The organism is Flavobacterium foetidum, assembly GCF_004634245.1.
Classification (GTDB): domain Bacteria; phylum Bacteroidota; class Bacteroidia; order Flavobacteriales; family Flavobacteriaceae; genus Flavobacterium; species Flavobacterium foetidum.
Map to the genome: position 1 here is coordinate 50,815 of NZ_SJTF01000012.1, position 19,807 is coordinate 70,621.

A 19,807-nucleotide genomic window follows, 5' to 3' on the forward strand; every position below is an offset into this window, starting at 1 on the left:
TTATTGAGGCTGATGTGCGGGTTTCAACAAATCATTGACTGTTTTTACGGGATTAAAGGTAATTAAGGGAACAGCAGCAAAAATAGTAAGCCAGCCAGCCATAGAACCATTCCATAATCCTGGAAGTTCATAGTTTCGCACCACTTTACCATCAACGCTTTTTTCTGCTATAAAGCCCGTTTTTTGATCCACAAATTTCTGCAGGTCAAATTTTTCATTTTTATAATTCCTGATACCGCAGACCAAATCAACTGGATTAAAATGAGTCGCTTTTGCAAAAATTTCAACCTGTTTCTTATTGGTTAAATCAACTTGAGAAGTTTCAACAATCTGCAATGAAGTCACCCCTTTGTCATTCATGACCCAAAACGGACCACCGCCGGGTTCTCCTTCGTTTTTTACCATTCCGCATACACGTATTGGTCTATCCAGAAGCTCTTTGAGTTTCGAAATTTTATTTTCTGGGGTAAACTTGTTAAAGTCGTTTGAAATTTCTGTGTTCAGTTGCTGTTTTAAAAACGACACAATTTCTTCAATAGTTGCCTCTTTAACTTCCTGTTGTTCAATCTGATTTAAGTAACCAAAAACCTTTTGTTGTACTTTTATTAAAATCCCAGCCAAAGCTTTTTTGTACAATGTGATTTCGTCAATATGATTCTGAATCACATTATCGATGTTTTTTATAAAAATGATGTCGGCTTCAAGATTGTTAAGATTCTCAATTAAAGCTCCATGTCCGCCTGGTCTAAATACAACTTTCTCTTTTTTATCGCGAAACAGCTTGTTCTTTAAATCGACTGTAATCGAATCTGTCTTTTTGCTTTGATAAGAATACTGAATATTGATTCTTGTTCCCGATTCATTTTCAATTTTGTCTTTTAAAGGCACGCATTCATTTTCAAACAAATGCTGATGTGCTTCAGAAACTGTAAAATGCAGGTTCGAAATTTCGTCAGCAGTCGCATAATGAACACACTCATTCAGGTGCTCCTCAATTGGATTGGCAATGTGGCTTACATATTCGTGAAACGGCAGCACCGCTTTTGGTTTATTAGCAAAATCAAAATAATCAGGAGACAGCAACAATTTAATAAAGTAATAATTTTTGTAGTCCCTGTCCAGAGATTCAAAATCGAGATAAATTTCTCTTAACTTTTTATCAGCTGCCTTAAAAAATGGGAATTTTTCCATTCCGACAATAAAAACAGCAAGTTCTGTATCTTTTTTTCGATTGATATAAGCATTGATTGTCTCCTCGCCTATTTTAAAATCATTTAGGAAAGCTGTCAAGAACTTAAACATCCTGCTTGCTGCACCAGAAGCTGGAACAAATTTTTTAAGCTTAAATTTTGACTTTTCGGCATCAAAAAAAGCAGCATTTTCCTCAAATGCAGTTTTAGACAAATCCAAAATTCCATTATTCAAACCTGCATGACTTATCAGATTACTTTTTGCAATTCCGTTCTCAAAAATTTCCAATTGCTTAAGGATATTACCAAATGCAGCACCGTGGTTATATATTTCAACAAAATCTAGCGAAGAAAATCCCTTTTCTTTGGCTAGAGTCAAATCATTGATAATTGACACAGCATTTTCTAATCGTTGCTCCTTATTGCCAGAAAGGGTTACAAAAGGCTTATTATGGTCGATAAGTGTTTGCTTGAATACCGAAAAAACAGTTTCTCGCCCTTCTGCTTTATCTCTAATGTCATCTTTTTCCCAAGGAACATCTATATTGGTTAGAAATATAAGATCATAATCGTGTTTTAGAGCTGCGTCATAAAGGGCAGGTTCACAAAATCCATAATAAATTTCAGAGAAAACTTTGGTTACCAGAAGGTTGGTGTCACAAAAAAGATATGTATCTGCATCAGCAAGTTTTTCATTTTCTAATGCGGTTTGGCCGTACGCGATAGGCATCATATCCGACGCATCGCAGATATGCTGATTCTCTTCCCATCTTTGCTGTAAGTAATCACGAGCAAATTCTGGAACCCATTCTGTTTTATAATGTGCAGCAAGCTGTTTTGCCAAAGTTGTTTTCCCTGTACTTTCAGGACCAAACAAGGCAATTCTTATGATTGTCGATTTTTGCTGTTTAAGATTTTTCTCCATTCTATATAAGCCGATACAGCCAAAATTGTAAAAATTAAATATTGTAGCGAAAGCATGCCCAAACCTCTATAAGCATAAAGTGGCACTACAATGATATCACCAATAATCCAAAGTGTCCAGTTTTCGATTTTTTTTCTGGCCATGTACCACATTCCTGCAAAAAATATCCCCGACGAAATCATATCGACATAATTGTCTGCTTTTATCTCGTAATCAAAATATTTATAAATTCCGAAAACTACAAAAATGGTAACGATAAACAATACTATGCCGCCAATTTTTTCGTTTAAGGTGGTTCTCGTTATCGGCAGATTATCTTCTACTGTTCCTCCTTTTGCCCATACATACCAACCGTAAATGCTCATTATCGAAAAGTACGCATTGATAATCATATCTCCGATGTAACCAGCGACGTACAATAGGTATACCGAAATTACTGTGGCAATTAATCCAGTCGGATATACCCAAATGTTTTCTTTTTTGGCAAACCAGACACTTAAAATACCGCAGACAAAAACCAAAAATTCCAGAATAATATGCCAAAGCGGTGCGTTTTTATAACTTTCAAGAAAAAAATCAATCATTGTGGCCATTTTGGGTTACTAAAGCTGATTCAAAAAAATGGCTGTTATTTTCAAAAGCAGTTCCAATAACTACTAAATCTGCACCAGCGTTGTATGCTTTCTGAATTCCATGCAAATCTACAATTCCGCCTCCAACAATAACAGGAATTTCTATATTTTGAGCAATTGTCTCAATCATTTCGAGCGGAACAGCTTGTTTGGCGCCACTTCCGGCTTCAAGATAAATAATATGGTTTCCGAGCATTTCTCCAGCCTGCGCTGTTGCCAATGCCAGATTTATGTTATCTCGTTGAAGAGGCTTTGTTTTGCTTACTCTTTCAACAGCTGTCTCGCTCCCGCTTTCTATTAAAATATAACCTGTTGAAATGACTTCAAGCTTGGTTTTTTTCAGGATTGGCGCTGCCTGCACTTGGTATTCTATCAAATAGTCTGGATTTCTGCCCGATAATAACGACAAAAACAAAATTGCATCGGCTTGAGGCGAAATCTGGGAGGGATCTCCCGGAAACAAAACAACCGGAAGCGAAGTTTTTTGTTTTAGTGCCGAAATCAATTCTTCTAAAATATCGGTCTGTACAATACTTCCTCCCACAAAAATATGCGTTGCAGGAGAGTGATTGATTTTCTCAATCAGCTCGGTTAGGTTTTCCAATACAATTTTATCAGGATCCAAAAGCACTGCCAGCAATTTCTGGCCTTTTTTTTTGGCTTCTAAAATTTGTTGTCGAATCGTAAATATTTGTTTTTGCATACAGAGTGTAAAAGTAAAAGTTTTTTGATGCAGAAGAACTATTTTGAATGAATTATATTTGTCTATTGGCTTTTTATAACGCAAAAGACACGATATGATTACATCTGATTTATTAGAAAAATATAACGCTGTAAAAAAAGCAATCGGCAAAAACGAAACCATTTTTGAAGAAGGCAATCTGCCGTTGCATTACTATCAGATTATTTCGGGCGAAATAAAAATGAGCAACTATAATGATGATGGACGCGAATTTATTCAGGGAATCTTTTATAAAGACCAGTCTTTTGGCGAGCCTCCTTTATTCTTAAATCAAAAATATCCTGCTAATGCCATTGCTGTTGAGGACAGTGAAATATTTATGCTTCCGAAAGCTAATTTCATGAAACTTCTTGAAGAAAACCCTACAGTCAGCATAAAAATAATCAAGAATTTGGCGCAACGGTTATATTACAAATCGGTTATGGCAGCCGAAATGTCAACTCAGGAACCAGAGCATCGTGTTCTAAAATTAATCGATTACGGAATTACTCATTTTGATTTTAAAAAAGACCATAACGGATACTTAATTAATTTTACAAGACAACAAATCGGCGATTTGACGGGATTGCGAGTAGAAACCGTCATCAGAACTATAAAAACGTTAGAAAAAAAAGGAAAATTAAAGATTATTAATCGAAAAGTATACAGATAAAAAAGTTCTGGTTTTATGATTAAAGTCATAAAATGCAGCGGTATAGTGGACGTATCTTTGTCATATAAAAATCTGAATATCATGACACTATATCAAACAACATTCGACATTTTCAATAAAAACTACATGGGATCAGCTGCAATGGCTGTAATTGGGCAAAGCTGTTTAGGAGGTGCTGCCGCAATGTATGTTTTATCAAACGGAACTTCTATTTTTCAAATGATCCAGCTGGCAATTATCGTTTTAGCTTGTATCTTTGTAAACACTTCAATCTTGGCACAAATGAAACATAAAGTAGTTTTTAATCTATTACTTTTGAGTTCAGTTTTAAGTGTATTTTTTATTTTATTAAACACGCTTTTTCTGTGAAAAAACAAATAGAAAACAGAACTGACATTTCTTTTCTGGTAAATCAGTTTTATGATAAAATAAGGGCCGATGCAGAAATCGGCTTTTATTTTAACGAAATGATTTCGGATTGGGAGGCACATCTCGAAAAACTAACTGATTTTTGGGAAACCAATCTGTTTGGAATTCGCAAATACAAAGGAAATCCACATGCTGTACACAATGAAGTAGATGCTCATTTTGGTGAAAAAATCACAGCAAACGAATTCGGAATCTGGCTCAATCACTGGTTTCAAACCATTGATGAACATTTTGAAGGCGAAAACGCCGAAACCTTAAAAAGACGCGCTCAAAAAATGAGTACTTTTTTGTTTTTAAGCATGTTTCAGCATCGCCAAAAAGAAAGTGAAGTCTAAAAATCAAAAATTTGGAATTTGGAATTTGGAATTTGGAATTTGGAATTTGAAATTTTTTATTAACCCGTTGGGTGTAATTAAAAAAACAAAAGCATTTTAACACATAGAAGCATAGTTTTTTGTGCCGAAAAAAGAAAATGGAAGAAACAAGTTTCCAAACATAGCTAAACTATGTGCATTTAGACTAGTGAAACGCCTTTTTTAAGTTTAGTTAAACTATGTTTCTATGTGTTGAAAATAATTTCACCCAACGAGTTTTTTATTATTATTTTTCTATTTCTCAAACGCATATACCAATGTAAAATTTTCGATTTCGAGATAATGCACCTCAAAATCCTTAATCAAATCATCAAAATACAGACTCGCCGAAGTCTGTTTTTTATTTAAAGAGAAATCATTCACACGAATATGATCTTTGAAACTAATTCCTTTTTCGTTTCTGATTTTAAAAATTGCTTCTTTAGCACCCCAAATTACCGTTAGCTTTTTGATGTATTCTTCAACCTCATCTGGTTTTAGGTAATCGCATTCGTAATCTGTAAATTTGTCTGCGATTCTAATGATTTTTTCGCGTTGCAATTCCATATCAATTCCGACCGTTTCTTCGCTGATGATTATAGCCGCAAAATTGTGCGAATGCGTAATCGAAATATAATTATGACAATCGAAATAGGGTTTCCCGAATTCATCATAATGCAGATCTTTATCGGTAAAGCCCATTTCTTGAATTAGCATACGAACACTTAAAAAAGCACGTTGATGCATTTCAGACTTCATTCCGTCCAATCTGCGCTGCGTTTTCTCCTTCAAAGAAACCTGACTGTACAATTCATCAAAAGATTCGGTAATTTTCCAAATTAAAATTTTAGTAGTTTCATTGAACTGTATGGTCTGAAATAGAGGCATTTCTTTTTAATTGTGAATGGTAAATTATAAATGAATTAGGTAGTAAATTTTAAACCATATAAGTAATATAAGAAAATATAACTTTGGGCTTAAAAACGTACTAAGTAAATATAAGCAATTCGCAACAAAGGTAATAGTTTCAAAACCTTTTTTAAATGAACTTATATTACTTATAAGGTTAAAATCATTTCACAAACTAATGTTCTAAAGATTAATAAATTAAAGATTTCACAAATCTTATAGAAATTAGTAAAAATAAAAAGCTATTCCTTAAATTTGCAAAAATTTTACACCCGAGCCTGAAAGGCGAACGGACGAAGTAATTATACAAATATAATATTTAAACTATAAATGAGTACAACGACTACGCCTTACGTGGCTTACAAAGTAAAAGACATTTCTCTGGCTGCTTGGGGAAGAAAAGAAATTGAACTAGCTGAAGCTGAGATGCCAGGATTAATGGCACTTCGCGCTGAGTACAAAGACGAACAACCTCTTAAGGGTGCGCGTATTGCAGGATGTCTACACATGACTATTCAGACTGCTGTTTTAATCGAAACTTTAATTGCTCTAGGTGCAGAAGTTACTTGGTCATCTTGCAACATTTTCTCTACTCAGGATCAAGCTGCTGCCGCTATCGCTGCTGCTGGAATTTCTGTGTACGCATGGAAAGGTCTAAATGAAGAAGAATTTGACTGGTGTATTGAGCAGACTTTATTCTTTGGTGAAGACAGAAAACCATTGAACATGATTTTGGACGACGGTGGAGATTTAACTAACATGGTTATTGATCGTTACCCAGAATTAGTACCTGGAATTAAAGGTCTTTCTGAAGAAACTACAACTGGTGTTCACAGACTTTACGAAAGAGTAAAAGCCGGAACTTTACCAATGCCCGCAATCAACATTAATGATTCTGTTACTAAATCTAAATTTGATAACAAATACGGATGTAAAGAATCTGCTGTAGATGCTGTGCGTCGTGCAACTGACTTAATGTTGGCTGGAAAAAGAGTAGTAGTTTGCGGATACGGTGACGTTGGAAAAGGAACTGCAGCTTCTTTCAGAGGTGCTGGCTCTATCGTAACTGTTACTGAAATTGATCCAATTTGTGCTTTACAAGCTGCAATGGACGGTTATGAAGTGAAAAAATTAGATACTGTAATTGCTAATGCTGATATCATCATTACAACTACAGGAAATAAAGATATCGTAGTGGGAAGTCATTTCGAAAAAATGAAAGACAAAACTGTTGTTTGCAACATCGGACACTTTGATAACGAAATCGACATGGCTTGGTTAAACAAAAACCACGGTGCTTCTAAAATCGAAATCAAACCTCAGGTTGACAAATACAACATCAACGGAAATGATATCATCATCTTGGCTGAAGGTCGTTTGGTTAACCTTGGTTGTGCTACTGGTCACCCAAGTTTTGTAATGAGTAACTCATTTACAAACCAAACTTTAGCTCAAATCGAATTATGGAAAAACAGCGCAGCTTACAAAAATGAAGTTTACATGTTACCAAAACATTTAGATGAAAAAGTTGCGGCTTTACACTTAGCTAAATTAGGCGTTGAACTTGAAGTTTTAAGAGAAGATCAAGCAGCTTACATTGGTGTAGAGGTTCAAGGTCCATTTAAACCAGAATACTACAGATATTAATCTAATTGTAGATTTTAGATTTTTAATACATATTCAAACCCGACAGGTTTTAAAAGAACTGTCGGGTTTTGTTTTTGTTTCATGTTTCAAGTCTCAGGTTCCGCATAACTTGAACAAATAATTTTGGATGTTTTCTAAAAATAAACCTACATTTGAGTTGTAAAACCCCAATATCTGCAATCAATATGAGAACACGCCTAGCTTTAATCGCACTTTTACTTTTATCCTATATCAGTAATGCACAAACCAGTTTTCAGAGGCAAATGCAGGCTTCTAATGCCATGGTAAGACAGCAAAATCAAATGTTTTTACTGCAGCAACAGCAACAACGTACTATGTCAAACATGATGCATAGTATACAATCTACTGAAGGCAAGTTGGCAAATGAGGAAAAAAAACTCCAAAAACTCCAAACTAAGGTCACAGAACAAGAAGCCGATTTAAAATTGAAACAAGACGAATTAGCGGCACTCGAAAAAAATCCAAACAATACTCCTGATGCTCAAAAAGAAATCGAAAAGGCAAAAAAGAAAATAGCAAAATCAGAAGGAAAAATAACTGATTCGAAACAGGACATCGTGAAGGTTTCAAACAAAATTGAGGATTTAAAGAAAAAACTTGAAGACGATAAAATCAAAAAAGAAGAGTTGGTAAAAAAACACGAAGAAGAAAAAAGACTGAAGGAAGAGGAAAAAGCCAAAAAAGAACAAGAAAAACTGCAAAACAAGTAATTTTTACGAGGTAGCACCAAAAAACATCACGTCCTTAAATTACAATAATAACACTAGATTTAAGTTATTACTTAACAATATACCAATGTCTTGAACTGGATTTCTATTGATAAAAATTATTCTATGAAAAATGCTGTTTTTTTATTCTTATCACTCATTATAAATTTAGGTGCATTTGCACAAGAAGATATCTGGATGTCTTTTCCAAACAAAGACACTACGCTTGTTGGATTTAAAGACAAGAACGGAATCGTTAAAATTGAGCCTAAATTTTCAGGCTTTACAACAGCACGAAAATTCGAAAATATTATAGCTGTCACAGAAGAAAAAAATGGAAAATGGGAAAGCTATTACTTAACCAAATCAGGCAAAATAATTGGACGTGATAGCTTGTATGTTTTTGATAATGGCCCAGACTGCGAAAACGAAGGTTTTATAAGATTTACAGATCGCAAAACAGATAAAATGGGAATGTTTGACGGCGACGGAAAAATCATTATTCCAGCAATTTATAGCAATTTGACAAAAGCAAGAAACGGTATGATTATCGTTTTGAAGGACGCAGAAAAAAAACAAGACGGAGAACATTTTTTCTGGACTGGCGGAAAAGAATTCTTAGTTGATATTCATAATAAAATCTTAGTTGAGAATTTTGCTTACAATGATGAATTAGACTTTTATTCTGTAGAAAAATCAAAGGAACCAAGTAAAGACCCTATAAGAGATAATTTTCTTGCGGTTGACGGAGAGTATTATTCTTTTGTAAATTTTGACAAGGAATTTAAAGCTTGGTTAAAGAAAAATCTGCTTTCTGACTTATCCAAAAAAAACCTTTTAAAACATTCATTTGATAAAATTACATACACTAAACCTCTGGAAGATTGGATTTATAAACCCAAAGAAAAATTTATCAGCAACAACTACCTCTATTTAAAATTAAAGCTTGAGGAACTCAAAAATCCGAAAACAGATTACTTTATAACGACCGACGGACTTAATCCTTTTATTTTTGAATCGCCTGAATACAATGTGTATTTCAATAATTGCAATGAATCTAAAGACTGGCTTTATCCGGTAAAAAGCATCATCGTCAATCCAAAAAACAAAGCCGATTTCAAGCAGGATCATATTCAGTTCCTGCGAACAGAAAATGGCTATAAATTGATTAGTATTTCTTCTGCAAAAGATAATCTTAACTAAATCATCTCTTTTCAATAAAAGTTAACTTTGCAAAAAAGTTAATCATGAAGAATTTCTTATTTTTATTCATTGCCATTGTATTCGAAATCATCGCTACTTCAGCATTAAAGAAGTCTGAAGAATTTACCAAACTCCTTCCAAGCATCATCACTATTATTGGTTATTGCGGTGCTTTTTATTGTTTAAGTTTTGCCATCAGAACCATTCCGGTTGGGTTTGCTTATGCTATTTGGTCAGGCGTCGGGATTGTATTGATTACTGCAATTGGAGCCATTTTCTTCAAAGAAATTCCAGATTTACCAGCTATCATCGGATTGTCTTTAATCATCGCAGGAGTTGTTGTGATTAATGTTTTTTCTAAAACCACGGCGCATTAAATCAAAAAACATTATTTTTGATAGTATCAAATGATACTATCATGAAACCTCCGTATGACATTACGCCTGCTATTTTGAAACTGATAAGTTCTATCTCTGAAAAGATTGGGGCAATAAATGCGGTATATCTAGACAAACATTCGCCTCAACTTAGAAAACAAAATAGAATCAAAACGATTCATTCTTCTCTGCAAATTGAAGGAAACACTTTAACAGAAGAGCAAATAACAGCTTTAATAGAAAACAAAAGAGTAATTGGCCCACAAAAAGATGTATTAGAAGTTATAAATGCAATTAGAGTTTATGAAGATTTAAAAAAATATAAATCTACCTCATCAAAAAGTTTTTTAAATGCTCATGGTTCATTAATGAAAGGGCTTATTTCTGATGCTGGAAAATATCGCAGACAGGGAGTTGGAATTGTCAAAGGATCAAAAGTTGCGCACATAGCACCTCCTCATGAGAATGTTCTGTTTTTAATGAATGATTTGTTTGATTATTTAAAAAACAAGGACGAACTAACCCTAATAAAAAGCTGTGTTTTTCATTATGAAATGGAATTTATCCATCCATTTTTAGACGGAAATGGCAGAATGGGCAGATTATGGCAAACCGTTATTTTAATGGAAGAATATCCCGTTTTTGAATTTCTTCCTTTTGAAACGTTAATCAGCAAAACACAAGATAGTTATTACAAGTCTCTCGCGATGAGTGACAACAGCGGGAAATCGACTCGTTTTATCGAATACATGCTTGATGTAATCAATAAATCTTTAGAGAACGTGCTCAATTACGAAAACAGAACAATAAAAGACATTGATCGTTTGGAGTATTTTTGCTCTCTAAGGATTAAGGAATTTACACGAAAAGATTATATGCATGTTTTCAAAGATATTTCTGCGGCTACAGCCAGCAGGGATTTAAAAAAAGGATTAACGTTGAATCTCTTTACAATCATAGGGCATCAAAGCACTGCTAAATATATTTTAGTTGAATCTTAGTCTTCTTTTATAATTAATTTAAAATGGATTTTAGAAAAGCCACAATTTCAGATTTAAGCGAAATGCAGGAATTATATATCGCTACTATTCAATCGGTTTGTAAAAATGATTACAATACAGAACAAATAGAAGCTTGGATTTATGGTGTGAACAATAAAGAAAGATGGATTGACGTTATCGAAACTCAATTTGTTTTACTAGCTGTTATCGAAGATAAAATTGTAGGTTACGGAACTTTAAAAGACGCTAATTATATTGATTTCTTTTATGTTCATAAAGATTTTCAACGAAAAGGGATTGCAGATAAAATTTTAGCAGAATTAGAACTGGAAGCCAAAAAACAGCATTCCAAAATTATAACTTCGGATATTAGCATAACGGCAAGGCCTTACTTTGAAAAGAAAGGTTTTGTTGTTAAGACTGAACAAAAAAATATACGTTTAGGAGTTGAATTGATTAATTATAAAATGGAGAAAGAATTGTAATTTTTTGTTTCAAGTTTCAGGTTGTTGGAACGTGAAGCTTGAAACCTGAAACAAAACAAAAAAACTTCGCAAGTTTCGGATTTTATTCCCGCACAAACCAATCGATCTTTGTCTTATAATTTTGAATGAAGATGAACACACAGGAAACCATAAATTATAATCGCATCGCTGAAGCTATCGATTACATCAAAGCTAATTTTAAAGAGCAACCGAATCTAGATGAAGTGGCAGAAAAAGTGCATCTGAGTCCGTTTCATTTTCAGCGTCTTTTTAGCGATTGGGCTGGAACAAGTCCGAAAAAGTTTTTGCAGTATACCAGCATCGAGCACGCCAAAAAATTACTTAAAGAAAATCAGGCAACGATTTCTGAAACCGCTTTTGAAACGGGACTTTCAGGTACAAGCCGTCTTCACGATTTATTTGTTAATATCGAAGGAATGACTCCAGCCGAGTATAAAAACGGCGGCAAAACTCTGGAAATAAATTACAGTTTTGCCGAAAGTCCGTTTGGGAATATCATTGTTGCTTCTACTCAAAAAGGGGTTTGTTTTATGGCTTTCGCCGAAGATGAAATCAGCGGATTTGTTGCTTTAAAAGACAAATTCCCGAATGCCCAGTTTTCTAAAAAACTCGATTTAGTACAACAGAATGCATTATTTATTTTCCAGAACGACTGGAGCAGACTATCTGAAATTAAACTGCATTTAAAAGGAACCGATTTTCAACTGAAAGTCTGGGAAACCCTGTTAAAAATCCCGATGGGACAACTTTCGACTTACGGAAAAATTGCCCTGCAAATTGAAAAACCAAATGCCTCAAGAGCAGTTGGAACAGCAATTGGCAGTAATCCGGTTGCTTTTCTAATTCCGTGTCACCGCGTAATTCAATCTTCAGGTGTTCTTGGAGGATATATGTGGGGAAACACACGTAAAACAGCAATCATTGGCTGGGAAGGTGCACAAACCGAAACTTCGAAATAAAGATATCTACTAACCGAAACTATTCGCCACGAATTACACAAATTTTCACGAATTATAATTATTCAACTGCATAAAAATTTGTGCAATTCGTGCAATTCGTGGCAAAAAATCACATGAAAAATATACAATCCAAAATTGCTTCTCAAAACTGGGAAAGCATTACCGAATCTATGCACGAAAATGGATTCGCCATTATTCCAAATATTCTCAATAATGAACAATGTGAAGACTTAAAATTCGATTACGATAATCCGCATCTTTATCGAAAAACAGTTGTAATGGAACGCTACCGATTTGGTTTAGGCGAATACAAATATTTCAATTATCCTCTTCCCGATTTAATTCAAAACATACGAACTTCGATTTATCCGAAACTGGCTCCAATCGCCAATGCTTGGATGAAAGCTTTGAACATCAATACCATTTTTCCTAAAACGCATGAAGAACTTTTAAAAGAATGTCATGAAAACGATCAATTAAAAGCGACTGTCTTGATTTTAAAATATGGCAAAAGCGGTTTCAATACTTTACATCAGGATTTGTATGGAGATGTTTATTTCCCGATTCAGATTGTGCTTTTTCTTTCTAATCCTGATGAAGATTTCACTGGCGGTGAATTTGTTTTAACGCAACAAACGCCAAGAGCACAATCAAAAGCGATTGTTTTAAAACCTAAAAAGGGAGATGTTTTGGTTTTTACAACCAATTTCAGACCTGTAAAAGGAACAAAAGGCTATTATCGCGTGAATATGAAACACGGCGTAAGCGAAGTGCATTCAGGCGAACGTTTTACACTGGGAATTATTTTTCATGATGCGTTAAATTAAGGTGCAAAGAAGCAAAGGTTCAAAGGCACAAAGATTGAAAGCCTTTGTCTCTTTGTAACTTTGAACCTCTGCAACTAAAAAAAGAAATGATTCAACATAACAAAATTTCAGATTCAGATCTTCGAAATAAAATTAAAAAAGGCGAAATTTGTTTCGGTGGCAACCAAAAACTAAAAATCTTCGGGACATTAAAATGTTCTTCGGGAAAAAGAATGAAACGCCAAAATCGTGTTTTCTTTTCTTCAGAAAATGAAGCCAGACAAAATGGTTTCCGGCCTTGTGGACATTGCATGAAACCTGAATATCTAAAATGGAAAAATGGACTTATTTAATCCTCAAACAGACGAAAACACAAACTTGCTTCCGAAAGACGGAACAGTGCATTATTACGGAAAATTGTTTTCGCCAAAAGAGGCCGATTACTATCGTGATATTTTACTCAATACAATCGAATGGAAAAACGACGAGGCTATTATCTTTGGAAAACTAATTTTAACCAAAAGAAAAGTGGCTTGGTATGGCAATCAGGAATTTGAATATACCTATTCGAATACCACCAAAAAAGCGTTGCCTTGGACTCCTGAACTTTTAGAATTAAAAAAAATCATTGAAGAAAAAACTGGAGAAACCTTTAATTCTTGTTTGCTGAATTTATATCACACCGGCGAAGAAGGAATGGCTTGGCACAGCGATGCCGAAAAAGATTTAAAGAAAAATGGAGCAATTGGTTCGCTCAGTTTTGGCGCCGAACGCAAATTTGCTTTCAAACATAAAGAAACCAAAGAAACCGTCTCTATGATTTTGGAACACGGTAGTTTATTGGTCATGAAAGATGAAACCCAGACGTATTGGCTGCACAGGCTTCCGCCAACAAAAACTACTCAAAAACCAAGAGTAAATTTGACTTTCAGAACCATTGTCGAATAAAACATAATCATTAAGAGATTAAGAAAATTTAAAGTTGAACTCAATAAACCTTAATTTCTTAATGAGTAAAAATTTATTTCTACCAACCTTGATTCAGACCATTTTTTAAGACCTCATCGTATTTTTCTTTATCGAAAGAATAAAGATTCGGGGCTTTGTGCGCTACGTTGTTTTTTTTCTCGTCCAGTTTGGTCAAGATTCCGATATTGGTTATTTTTCTGAAAAAGTTCCTTCTGTCCAACTTTTTGTCCAAAATCGTTTCGTACAGTTTCTGAAGTTCTGGAACTGTAAATTTTTCTGGCAGTAAATTATACCCTACAGGCATCAAATTTAACTCGGTCCTCAACGTATCGAGAGCTTTGTCGAGGATTTCTTTGTGGTCCAAAATAAGTTCGGGCACTTCTTTGTGATCGATCCATTCTACGGTTTCGTGTTTATTAGTCGGATTCGGAACAATTTTCGAAAAATCTACCAACGCATAATATCCGATTGTAACAAAACGCTGTGTAAGCCACTTGCTTCCTTCATCTGAAATTTCCATCCTTTTTAGGACTTCTTCTCCAAAATGATTATGGTTTCGCATTACTTTTCCAAAAACCGCAAATTGTCGCAAAAAAACACCCTCAACTCCAGTTCGGCTGTTGAGCACCGTGATTGCAGCTGTATCGATATCTTGATCAAGCGGTACAAATCCGCCGGGAAGCGACCATTTTTGAGAATTTTCTACCTGAATCAATAAAACTTTGAGCTGATTGTTGTGAAAACCAAAAATTACGCAGTCTATAGAAAGTCCGGGTTGATAATTTTGGTTGTTATCTAAAATATCTTTTAACATCTGTTTTTGTAGGGTGAATGCTTTTAGCTGCAATTTAAACATTTTATTGAGAAAGCCTCTTTAACTGGTCAAAATGAGTTAAGTGTAAAAATCACAATTTTTCCTTAAAAGATAAAACGGATCAAAAAATTAAGTACATTGCGTCATTATAACACATTTGAATTATAAATTATTAAAATCGATTCTTTTTTTGAGAAAAATATCACAAAAAGACAAGATGCTTAATTCTAAAAATTATGATTTCCAATTCATTAAAAAATATCAATCAAAAAATTGCGAACAAAATCTGGACTTCTTTCGGTTTTATTTCTAAGACTTATCTTCTTGAAGCTTCTTTAAAATACAGCGAGGAGCAAGAAAGAATTTTTAATGAAATGATTAATGAAACCGATGCCAAAGACAAAAAAGCAAAACGCGAGGCACTAGACAAAGCACTATACGCTTCTTATAAAGGAATCGGAGCAATGGATTTTATTAGTACTGTCCTGAAATAATTGTATCAATTATTTTAGTTTATATACGCTAGCCTCACTTTTTAGTGGGGCTTTTTTTTGTTTAAACTTTTATAAAATTATCGAACAAAATAAAGCATTATTAATTATTTTTGTTTTCACCCAAGTAAGAATATACACCAATAAAATTTTATTATTTATAAGCATGGACAATACTATAGAATTAGAATATTACAAAATTCAGAAACCTGAAAACTGGGCTCCAGAAATTAATGACAATCAGCTGATTGAATCTATAAAAGAATCTGATTTCTCAAACAAACAAGTTGAAGAAGGCAGAGACTTCTGTTATCTACTCGATAAAGTTTATTATACAAGCGATAACGAAAATAGCGAATATGCATGCGTTGCTTATACGCTTAACGAGCCTTCGAATCTTGAAAGCGCTTCGGTAAGAGATGTTGTTGTTGAAGAGAACGAAACTTATATTATTCACAGAATAAGCGTTCTTAGGGAAGGTGTTCTGATTGATAAAATCGCAGATACCAAAATTAAAGTTCTCGATAGCGAAAATCAAAGTGAAGGCGGTATTCTGAGCAGCAACAAAAAAGTAAATATCACCATCAAAGATTTACGTCTGTATGATGTTTTAATTACCGAGGATTCTCGTGTAAAGGTATTTACAGAACGTGATTTTATGCGAAAAGAATTCCTGAAATATGTTTACGTAACTCCAAGCACTTACTGGGCTTATGGGAATTATAAATTTACTTTTATCAACGACCGCAAAAATCCTATTGCTTACAAAAAGACCTTTTTTAGGGATGAAGACGGAAACGTCTTAGAACCAGAAATTCAACATCTGCAAAAAGGCGAAAGATTTGTGATTGAGAAAGAAAACTACATCAACTTTTTTGATACCAACAGAGAAATAGCTCCTTTTATCGATTTTGCAACCGACAGCACTTGGATAGATTTGGCCAATTATATAGCTCCTCTTTATGAAGAAATCTACAACAAAGCTTCCTTAAAAGAATTTGCTCCAAAACTTGTAGAGAAATTAGACGCTATAGCCGATAAAGATGAACAGCTGCAATTTGCAATAGATTATGTGCAGAATCATGTTTACTATATTTTTAATGCTGATGAAATGAACGGCCACAAACCGCAAGAACCATCGGTAACTTATGAAAACAAGCAAGGTGATTGCAAAGCGAAATCGGTTTTATTAAAAGTTGTTTTAGATTATATCAATGTTGATTCCTCTGTAGTGTTGGTTAATTTCAATACCGATCATTATATAAAGCATTATCGGCCGTCATTGCTAACTTTTAATCATGTAATTGTAAAAGTAAATTACAAGGGAGAAACTTATTTTATTGATGCAACAAGCAGAGATGAGTTTGGATTAATCGAAAATCGCGGTTTTATTTATTTCCTTCATTATCTAGAAGTAAAACAAAATCAGGGATTGCAAATTAGAGAACCACACAAATTTTCATATTACGGTATTAACGAAAAAGTAGATTTTATTGCAAAAAATAATTCTGGACAATTGAAATTGGTTACGACTTACAAAGCAAATCGTGCCAATTATATGCGTAAATATTTCAAAAACACCAATAAAAGAGAGATAATCGACAGCTGGAATAATTTCTTATTTTATACTTTGAATTATTCAAATGACAGAAACGGAACTGACATTCGAACCATATTTAAAGATGCCGCTATTGAAATCATCAGCGATGATAAAAAATTGAATGAATTTACGATTCAATATAATGCCACAATCGAAAATCCGTATTTTGTAGATGCACAGAAGAACCGCTTCTTAATGTATTTTGACCGCAATATGGTTAAAAATGCAGCTCGTGATTTTATGCATACTGATATTCCTTTCTGGCATAATTTCGATAACGAAAAGTATGAAGTCAATTTGTCTACAGATGAAAAAATAGATACTCAAGAAAAATATACTATACAGGAAAGCACAATCAATAATCCGTATTTTGATTATACAAGTCGTAAAAAAGTAACCAAAAACGGCGCATCGGTTTATATTGACTACAAACCGTTGGTAAATCTTGAAATTCCTCAGAAAGATTTTGAAGAGTTTAGAAATGCGCACCACACGATTGCTGATAGCAATTTCGGAATCGGAATTGATATTATCGAACAAGGATTATTGAATATGCTGAAATACAGCTTCAAGAAACGTCTGAAATAATAACACCAGAAAAACGGGGCCTTTAAAAGCCCCGTTTTTTATTTACTGATTTGCTAGTAATTCAAAATCCGACCTTAATCTAATATCTGCAGAAGAAGAACCAATCATAACCTCAAAATCTCCAGGTTCTGTTGTCCATTCTAGTTTATCGTTGTAGAATGATAGTTTGTCTTTGTCGATTATAAACTCGATTGTTTTAGATTCTCCCGCATTCAGTTTCACCTTTTGGAAATCTCTTAATTCTAAAACCGGACGAACCACCGATCCAAATTTATCTTTAAGATACAATTGTGCTACTTCTTCTCCAGCCACTTTTCCAACATTTGAAAGTTTAAATGAAACTTTGATATTTTCATTGCTTTTGATTTTTGTCGCAGAAAGTTTCAAATCAGAATAACCGAATTGAGTGTAACTCAAACCATATCCAAACGGAAATTTAGGAGAGTTTTTTAAATCAATATAAGCTGAGACATAATTGGTTTCTGTTTCTGTTTTTGCCGGTCTTCCCGTACTGAAGTGATTGTAATAAATCGGAATCTGTCCTATTTCTCTCGGAAAAGTCATCGGGAGTTTACCCGACGGATTATAATCTCCAAACAAAACATTCGCAATTGCGTTTCCTGCTTCAGATCCCAGCCACCAAGTATATACGACAGCCGGAACATTATCTGCCGTCCAGTTGAAAACTAGCGGTCTTCCCGCATTTATTAAAACTACAATTGGTTTTCCTGTTGCCTGAATTGCTTTTACCAAATCTTCCTGAACACCTGGCAAGTGAATATCGCTTCTGCTTTTTGCTTCACCGCTCATATCGTGTCTTTCGCCAATACTCAAAATGACGACATCTGCTTTTTTTGCTGTTTCCACAGCTTCCGCAAAACCATCTTTGTTTTCGCCTGTAACTTCACAGCCTTTCGCATACAATAATTTTGTGTTCTTGCCTACTTTATTTTGCAAGCCGTCCCATTGCGAAACTACCCATTTGTCATAATTTACCTCTGGAAGTTCTACAGCCCAAAAGCCCATATTGGCTTTGTATTCTTTTACCATAGGCCCAATAAATGCAATGGTTTTAATATCTTTTGAAAGTGGCAAAGTCTGGTTTTCGTTTTTCAGCAAAACAATACTTTTTTCAGCCATTTCTCGTGCTGCTTTTCTGTTTTCAGGATTTCCTAAAACTTTTTCTGCTCTTTTATCATCAGAATAACGATACGGATTTTCAAACAATCCCAATTCGAATTTCTTACGAAGAATACGTCTTACTGCATCGTCAACCAAATCAACAGAAATCCTACCTTCTTTAACCAATTGTGCCAGATTATAACGATATGCATTACTTTCCATATCCATATCGCTTCCGGCTGTAATGGCAGCATAAGCCGCCTCTTTCAGATTTTTTGAATAACCATGTGCGACCATTTCTCCTATTGATCCCCAATCGGACACAACAAATCCTTGAAAGTTCCATTTTCCTTTTAAAATATCACGTTGTAGATGAACATTTCCGGTTGCTGGTATTCCGTTTATATCATTAAATGAATTCATGAATGTTGCTGCACCAGCATCTAAAGCTGCTTTAAAAGGCGGCAAATAAGTTTCCCAAAGCATCCTTTCGCTCATGTCAACAGAATTGTAATCTCTACCGCCAACTCCCGCTCCATAAGCTGCAAAGTGTTTTACACAGGCCATTACAGAGTTTAAGTCTCCTAACTTATTTCCTTGAAAACCTTTTACTCTTGCATAGGCAATTTTAGAACCTAAATAAGTGTCTTCGCCTGCGCCTTCCATAACGCGTCCCCATCTTGGATCGCGGCTAATATCTACCATTGGAGCAAATGTCCAGTGAATGCCGCTTGCAGAAGCTTCTTCTGCCGCTACCCGTGCCCCTAGCTCGATTGCTTGTAAATCCCAGCTTGCTGCTTCGGCTAAGGGAAGAGGAAAAGTGGTTTTATAACCGTGAATCACATCTTGCCCAAATAACAACGGAATTTTTAAACGCGACTGCATCGCCAATTCCTGATATTGTCTGGTATATTTTGTTCCGATGACATTCAGCATCGAACCTACAAGACCTGCCTTGATTTCGGCTTGTTTATTAGGATTTATCGTAATTGGCCCAGTTGCCTGATTGTCACCAGTGTATTGATTAAGCTGGCCGATTTTTTCTTCAATTGTCATTTTTTTCAACAGATCATTTACTTTCTGATCTATCGTCTGTTGCTGTGCCGTCGCAAAAAGCGAAACCATCAGCAAGGCAAATGTGGTTACTTTTTTCATGAAATTAGT

The 19,807-nt window shown here is 34.6% G+C and carries 21 protein-coding genes; 15 read left to right on the top strand and 6 right to left on the bottom strand.

Features of this window, described 5'->3' with window-relative positions; genetic code table 11:
- From E0W73_RS15470 to E0W73_RS15480, 3 genes are read right to left on the bottom strand one after another with little or no spacing between them, the layout of a single operon-like run.
- Window positions 1–2,115, bottom strand: a complete 2,115-nt coding sequence (locus E0W73_RS15470) for a DUF4301 family protein (RefSeq protein WP_135222955.1) — start codon at window positions 2,113–2,115, stop codon at window positions 1–3.
- Entirely contained in the window at window positions 2,076–2,699 is a 624-nt protein-coding gene (pnuC, locus tag E0W73_RS15475; protein ID WP_135222956.1) for a nicotinamide riboside transporter PnuC, read from the bottom strand. Before pnuC ends, E0W73_RS15470 begins: the two co-directional genes overlap by 40 nt.
- Window positions 2,692–3,450 carry a geranylgeranylglyceryl/heptaprenylglyceryl phosphate synthase gene (locus E0W73_RS15480; RefSeq protein ID WP_135222957.1) on the bottom strand — a complete coding sequence of 253 codons (759 nt, stop codon included), beginning with the start codon at window positions 3,448–3,450 and terminating at the stop codon, window positions 2,692–2,694. Before E0W73_RS15480 ends, pnuC begins: the two co-directional genes overlap by 8 nt.
- 94 nt (window positions 3,451–3,544) lie before the next feature.
- Between E0W73_RS15480 and E0W73_RS15485 the strand changes: the two genes are divergently transcribed.
- From E0W73_RS15485 to E0W73_RS15495, 3 genes are all read left to right on the top strand, one after another.
- The gene (locus E0W73_RS15485) at window positions 3,545–4,141 is read left to right on the top strand and encodes a Crp/Fnr family transcriptional regulator (RefSeq protein ID WP_135222958.1); all 597 of its coding nucleotides are present in this window, start codon (window positions 3,545–3,547) and stop codon (window positions 4,139–4,141) included.
- A gap of 81 nt (window positions 4,142–4,222) precedes the next feature.
- On the top strand, window positions 4,223–4,510 hold the full coding sequence (locus E0W73_RS15490) for a hypothetical protein (protein ID WP_135222959.1): 288 nt from the start codon (window positions 4,223–4,225) through the stop codon (window positions 4,508–4,510).
- Entirely contained in the window at window positions 4,507–4,905 is a 399-nt protein-coding gene (locus E0W73_RS15495) for a group III truncated hemoglobin (protein ID WP_135222960.1), read from the top strand. Before E0W73_RS15490 ends, E0W73_RS15495 begins: the two co-directional genes overlap by 4 nt.
- A 273-nt stretch (window positions 4,906–5,178) precedes the next feature.
- Here the strand turns inward: E0W73_RS15495 and E0W73_RS15500 are convergent, their stop codons facing one another.
- The gene (locus tag E0W73_RS15500) at window positions 5,179–5,811 is read right to left on the bottom strand and encodes a 4'-phosphopantetheinyl transferase family protein (protein ID WP_135222961.1); all 633 of its coding nucleotides are present in this window, start codon (window positions 5,809–5,811) and stop codon (window positions 5,179–5,181) included.
- A 351-nt stretch (window positions 5,812–6,162) separates the two neighbouring features.
- On the opposite strand from E0W73_RS15500, the gene ahcY reads away from it, so the two are divergent.
- From ahcY to E0W73_RS15545, 10 genes are all read left to right on the top strand, one after another.
- Window positions 6,163–7,479, top strand: a complete 1,317-nt coding sequence (gene ahcY, locus E0W73_RS15505) for an adenosylhomocysteinase (RefSeq protein ID WP_135222962.1) — start codon at window positions 6,163–6,165, stop codon at window positions 7,477–7,479.
- Between the two features lie 185 nt (window positions 7,480–7,664).
- Window positions 7,665–8,210 (top strand): hypothetical protein, encoded by a 546-nt coding sequence (locus tag E0W73_RS21475; protein WP_162847717.1) that lies wholly within the window; start codon window positions 7,665–7,667, stop codon window positions 8,208–8,210.
- Between the two features lie 123 nt (window positions 8,211–8,333).
- Window positions 8,334–9,410, top strand: a complete 1,077-nt coding sequence (locus tag E0W73_RS15510; protein WP_135222963.1) for a hypothetical protein — start codon at window positions 8,334–8,336, stop codon at window positions 9,408–9,410.
- A 44-nt stretch (window positions 9,411–9,454) separates the two neighbouring features.
- Complete coding sequence (locus E0W73_RS15515) at window positions 9,455–9,787, top strand: DMT family transporter (RefSeq protein ID WP_135222964.1); 333 nt, start codon at window positions 9,455–9,457, stop codon at window positions 9,785–9,787.
- 41 nt (window positions 9,788–9,828) lie between these two features.
- Window positions 9,829–10,788 (top strand): Fic family protein, encoded by a 960-nt coding sequence (locus E0W73_RS15520; RefSeq protein WP_135222965.1) that lies wholly within the window; start codon window positions 9,829–9,831, stop codon window positions 10,786–10,788.
- Between the two features lie 23 nt (window positions 10,789–10,811).
- Complete coding sequence (locus tag E0W73_RS15525) at window positions 10,812–11,273, top strand: GNAT family N-acetyltransferase (protein WP_135222966.1); 462 nt, start codon at window positions 10,812–10,814, stop codon at window positions 11,271–11,273.
- A 131-nt stretch (window positions 11,274–11,404) separates the two neighbouring features.
- Window positions 11,405–12,253 (top strand): bifunctional helix-turn-helix domain-containing protein/methylated-DNA--[protein]-cysteine S-methyltransferase, encoded by an 849-nt coding sequence (locus tag E0W73_RS15530; RefSeq protein WP_135223055.1) that lies wholly within the window; start codon window positions 11,405–11,407, stop codon window positions 12,251–12,253.
- A gap of 113 nt (window positions 12,254–12,366) precedes the next feature.
- Entirely contained in the window at window positions 12,367–13,080 is a 714-nt protein-coding gene (locus E0W73_RS15535; protein ID WP_135222967.1) for a 2OG-Fe(II) oxygenase, read from the top strand.
- Window positions 13,081–13,166: 86 nt separating this feature from the next.
- Complete coding sequence (locus tag E0W73_RS15540) at window positions 13,167–13,412, top strand: Ada metal-binding domain-containing protein (RefSeq protein ID WP_135222968.1); 246 nt, start codon at window positions 13,167–13,169, stop codon at window positions 13,410–13,412.
- Window positions 13,399–14,007: an alpha-ketoglutarate-dependent dioxygenase AlkB family protein gene (locus E0W73_RS15545; RefSeq protein ID WP_135222969.1), complete on the top strand. Its 609-nt coding sequence runs from the start codon at window positions 13,399–13,401 to the stop codon at window positions 14,005–14,007. The genes E0W73_RS15540 and E0W73_RS15545 overlap by 14 nt, the downstream gene beginning before the upstream one ends.
- A 79-nt stretch (window positions 14,008–14,086) precedes the next feature.
- On the opposite strand, the gene E0W73_RS15550 is transcribed toward E0W73_RS15545, so the two are convergent.
- Window positions 14,087–14,842, bottom strand: coding sequence for an NUDIX hydrolase (locus E0W73_RS15550; RefSeq protein ID WP_135222970.1), 756 nt, complete (start codon window positions 14,840–14,842; stop codon window positions 14,087–14,089).
- A 236-nt stretch (window positions 14,843–15,078) separates the two neighbouring features.
- Between E0W73_RS15550 and E0W73_RS15555 the strand changes: the two genes are divergently transcribed.
- Window positions 15,079–15,336: a hypothetical protein gene (locus tag E0W73_RS15555; protein ID WP_135222971.1), complete on the top strand. Its 258-nt coding sequence runs from the start codon at window positions 15,079–15,081 to the stop codon at window positions 15,334–15,336.
- Window positions 15,337–15,499: 163 nt separating this feature from the next.
- The gene (locus E0W73_RS15560; RefSeq protein ID WP_135222972.1) at window positions 15,500–17,521 is read left to right on the top strand and encodes a hypothetical protein; all 2,022 of its coding nucleotides are present in this window, start codon (window positions 15,500–15,502) and stop codon (window positions 17,519–17,521) included.
- Window positions 17,522–17,563: 42 nt separating this feature from the next.
- On the opposite strand, the gene E0W73_RS15565 is transcribed toward E0W73_RS15560, so the two are convergent.
- Window positions 17,564–19,798, bottom strand: a complete 2,235-nt coding sequence (locus E0W73_RS15565; RefSeq protein WP_135222973.1) for a glycoside hydrolase family 3 N-terminal domain-containing protein — start codon at window positions 19,796–19,798, stop codon at window positions 17,564–17,566.
- Window positions 19,799–19,807 lie beyond the last annotated feature (9 nt).

Bases quoted from the DNA above. Each gene is read 5' to 3' on its own strand.
- E0W73_RS15565 (WP_135222973.1), bottom strand. From the start codon at position 19,798: ATGAAAAAAGTAACCACATTTGCCTTGCTGATGGTTTCGCTTTTTGCG.
- E0W73_RS15520 (WP_135222965.1), top strand. From the start codon at position 9,829: ATGAAACCTCCGTATGACATTACGCCTGCTATTTTGAAACTGATAAGT.
- E0W73_RS15500 (WP_135222961.1), bottom strand. From the start codon at position 5,811: ATGCCTCTATTTCAGACCATACAGTTCAATGAAACTACTAAAATTTTA.
- E0W73_RS15480 (WP_135222957.1), bottom strand. From the start codon at position 3,450: ATGCAAAAACAAATATTTACGATTCGACAACAAATTTTAGAAGCCAAA.
- E0W73_RS15545 (WP_135222969.1), top strand. From the start codon at position 13,399: ATGGACTTATTTAATCCTCAAACAGACGAAAACACAAACTTGCTTCCG.
- E0W73_RS15510 (WP_135222963.1), top strand. From the start codon at position 8,334: ATGAAAAATGCTGTTTTTTTATTCTTATCACTCATTATAAATTTAGGT.
- E0W73_RS15490 (WP_135222959.1), top strand. From the start codon at position 4,223: ATGACACTATATCAAACAACATTCGACATTTTCAATAAAAACTACATG.
- E0W73_RS15485 (WP_135222958.1), top strand. From the start codon at position 3,545: ATGATTACATCTGATTTATTAGAAAAATATAACGCTGTAAAAAAAGCA.
- E0W73_RS15560 (WP_135222972.1), top strand. From the start codon at position 15,500: ATGGACAATACTATAGAATTAGAATATTACAAAATTCAGAAACCTGAA.
- E0W73_RS15470 (WP_135222955.1), bottom strand. From the start codon at position 2,115: ATGGAGAAAAATCTTAAACAGCAAAAATCGACAATCATAAGAATTGCC.
- E0W73_RS15515 (WP_135222964.1), top strand. From the start codon at position 9,455: ATGAAGAATTTCTTATTTTTATTCATTGCCATTGTATTCGAAATCATC.
- E0W73_RS15530 (WP_135223055.1), top strand. From the start codon at position 11,405: ATGAACACACAGGAAACCATAAATTATAATCGCATCGCTGAAGCTATC.
- E0W73_RS15550 (WP_135222970.1), bottom strand. From the start codon at position 14,842: ATGTTAAAAGATATTTTAGATAACAACCAAAATTATCAACCCGGACTT.
- E0W73_RS15525 (WP_135222966.1), top strand. From the start codon at position 10,812: ATGGATTTTAGAAAAGCCACAATTTCAGATTTAAGCGAAATGCAGGAA.
- E0W73_RS15540 (WP_135222968.1), top strand. From the start codon at position 13,167: ATGATTCAACATAACAAAATTTCAGATTCAGATCTTCGAAATAAAATT.
- pnuC (WP_135222956.1), bottom strand. From the start codon at position 2,699: ATGATTGATTTTTTTCTTGAAAGTTATAAAAACGCACCGCTTTGGCAT.
- ahcY (WP_135222962.1), top strand. From the start codon at position 6,163: ATGAGTACAACGACTACGCCTTACGTGGCTTACAAAGTAAAAGACATT.
- E0W73_RS15555 (WP_135222971.1), top strand. From the start codon at position 15,079: ATGATTTCCAATTCATTAAAAAATATCAATCAAAAAATTGCGAACAAA.
- E0W73_RS21475 (WP_162847717.1), top strand. From the start codon at position 7,665: ATGAGAACACGCCTAGCTTTAATCGCACTTTTACTTTTATCCTATATC.
- E0W73_RS15535 (WP_135222967.1), top strand. From the start codon at position 12,367: ATGAAAAATATACAATCCAAAATTGCTTCTCAAAACTGGGAAAGCATT.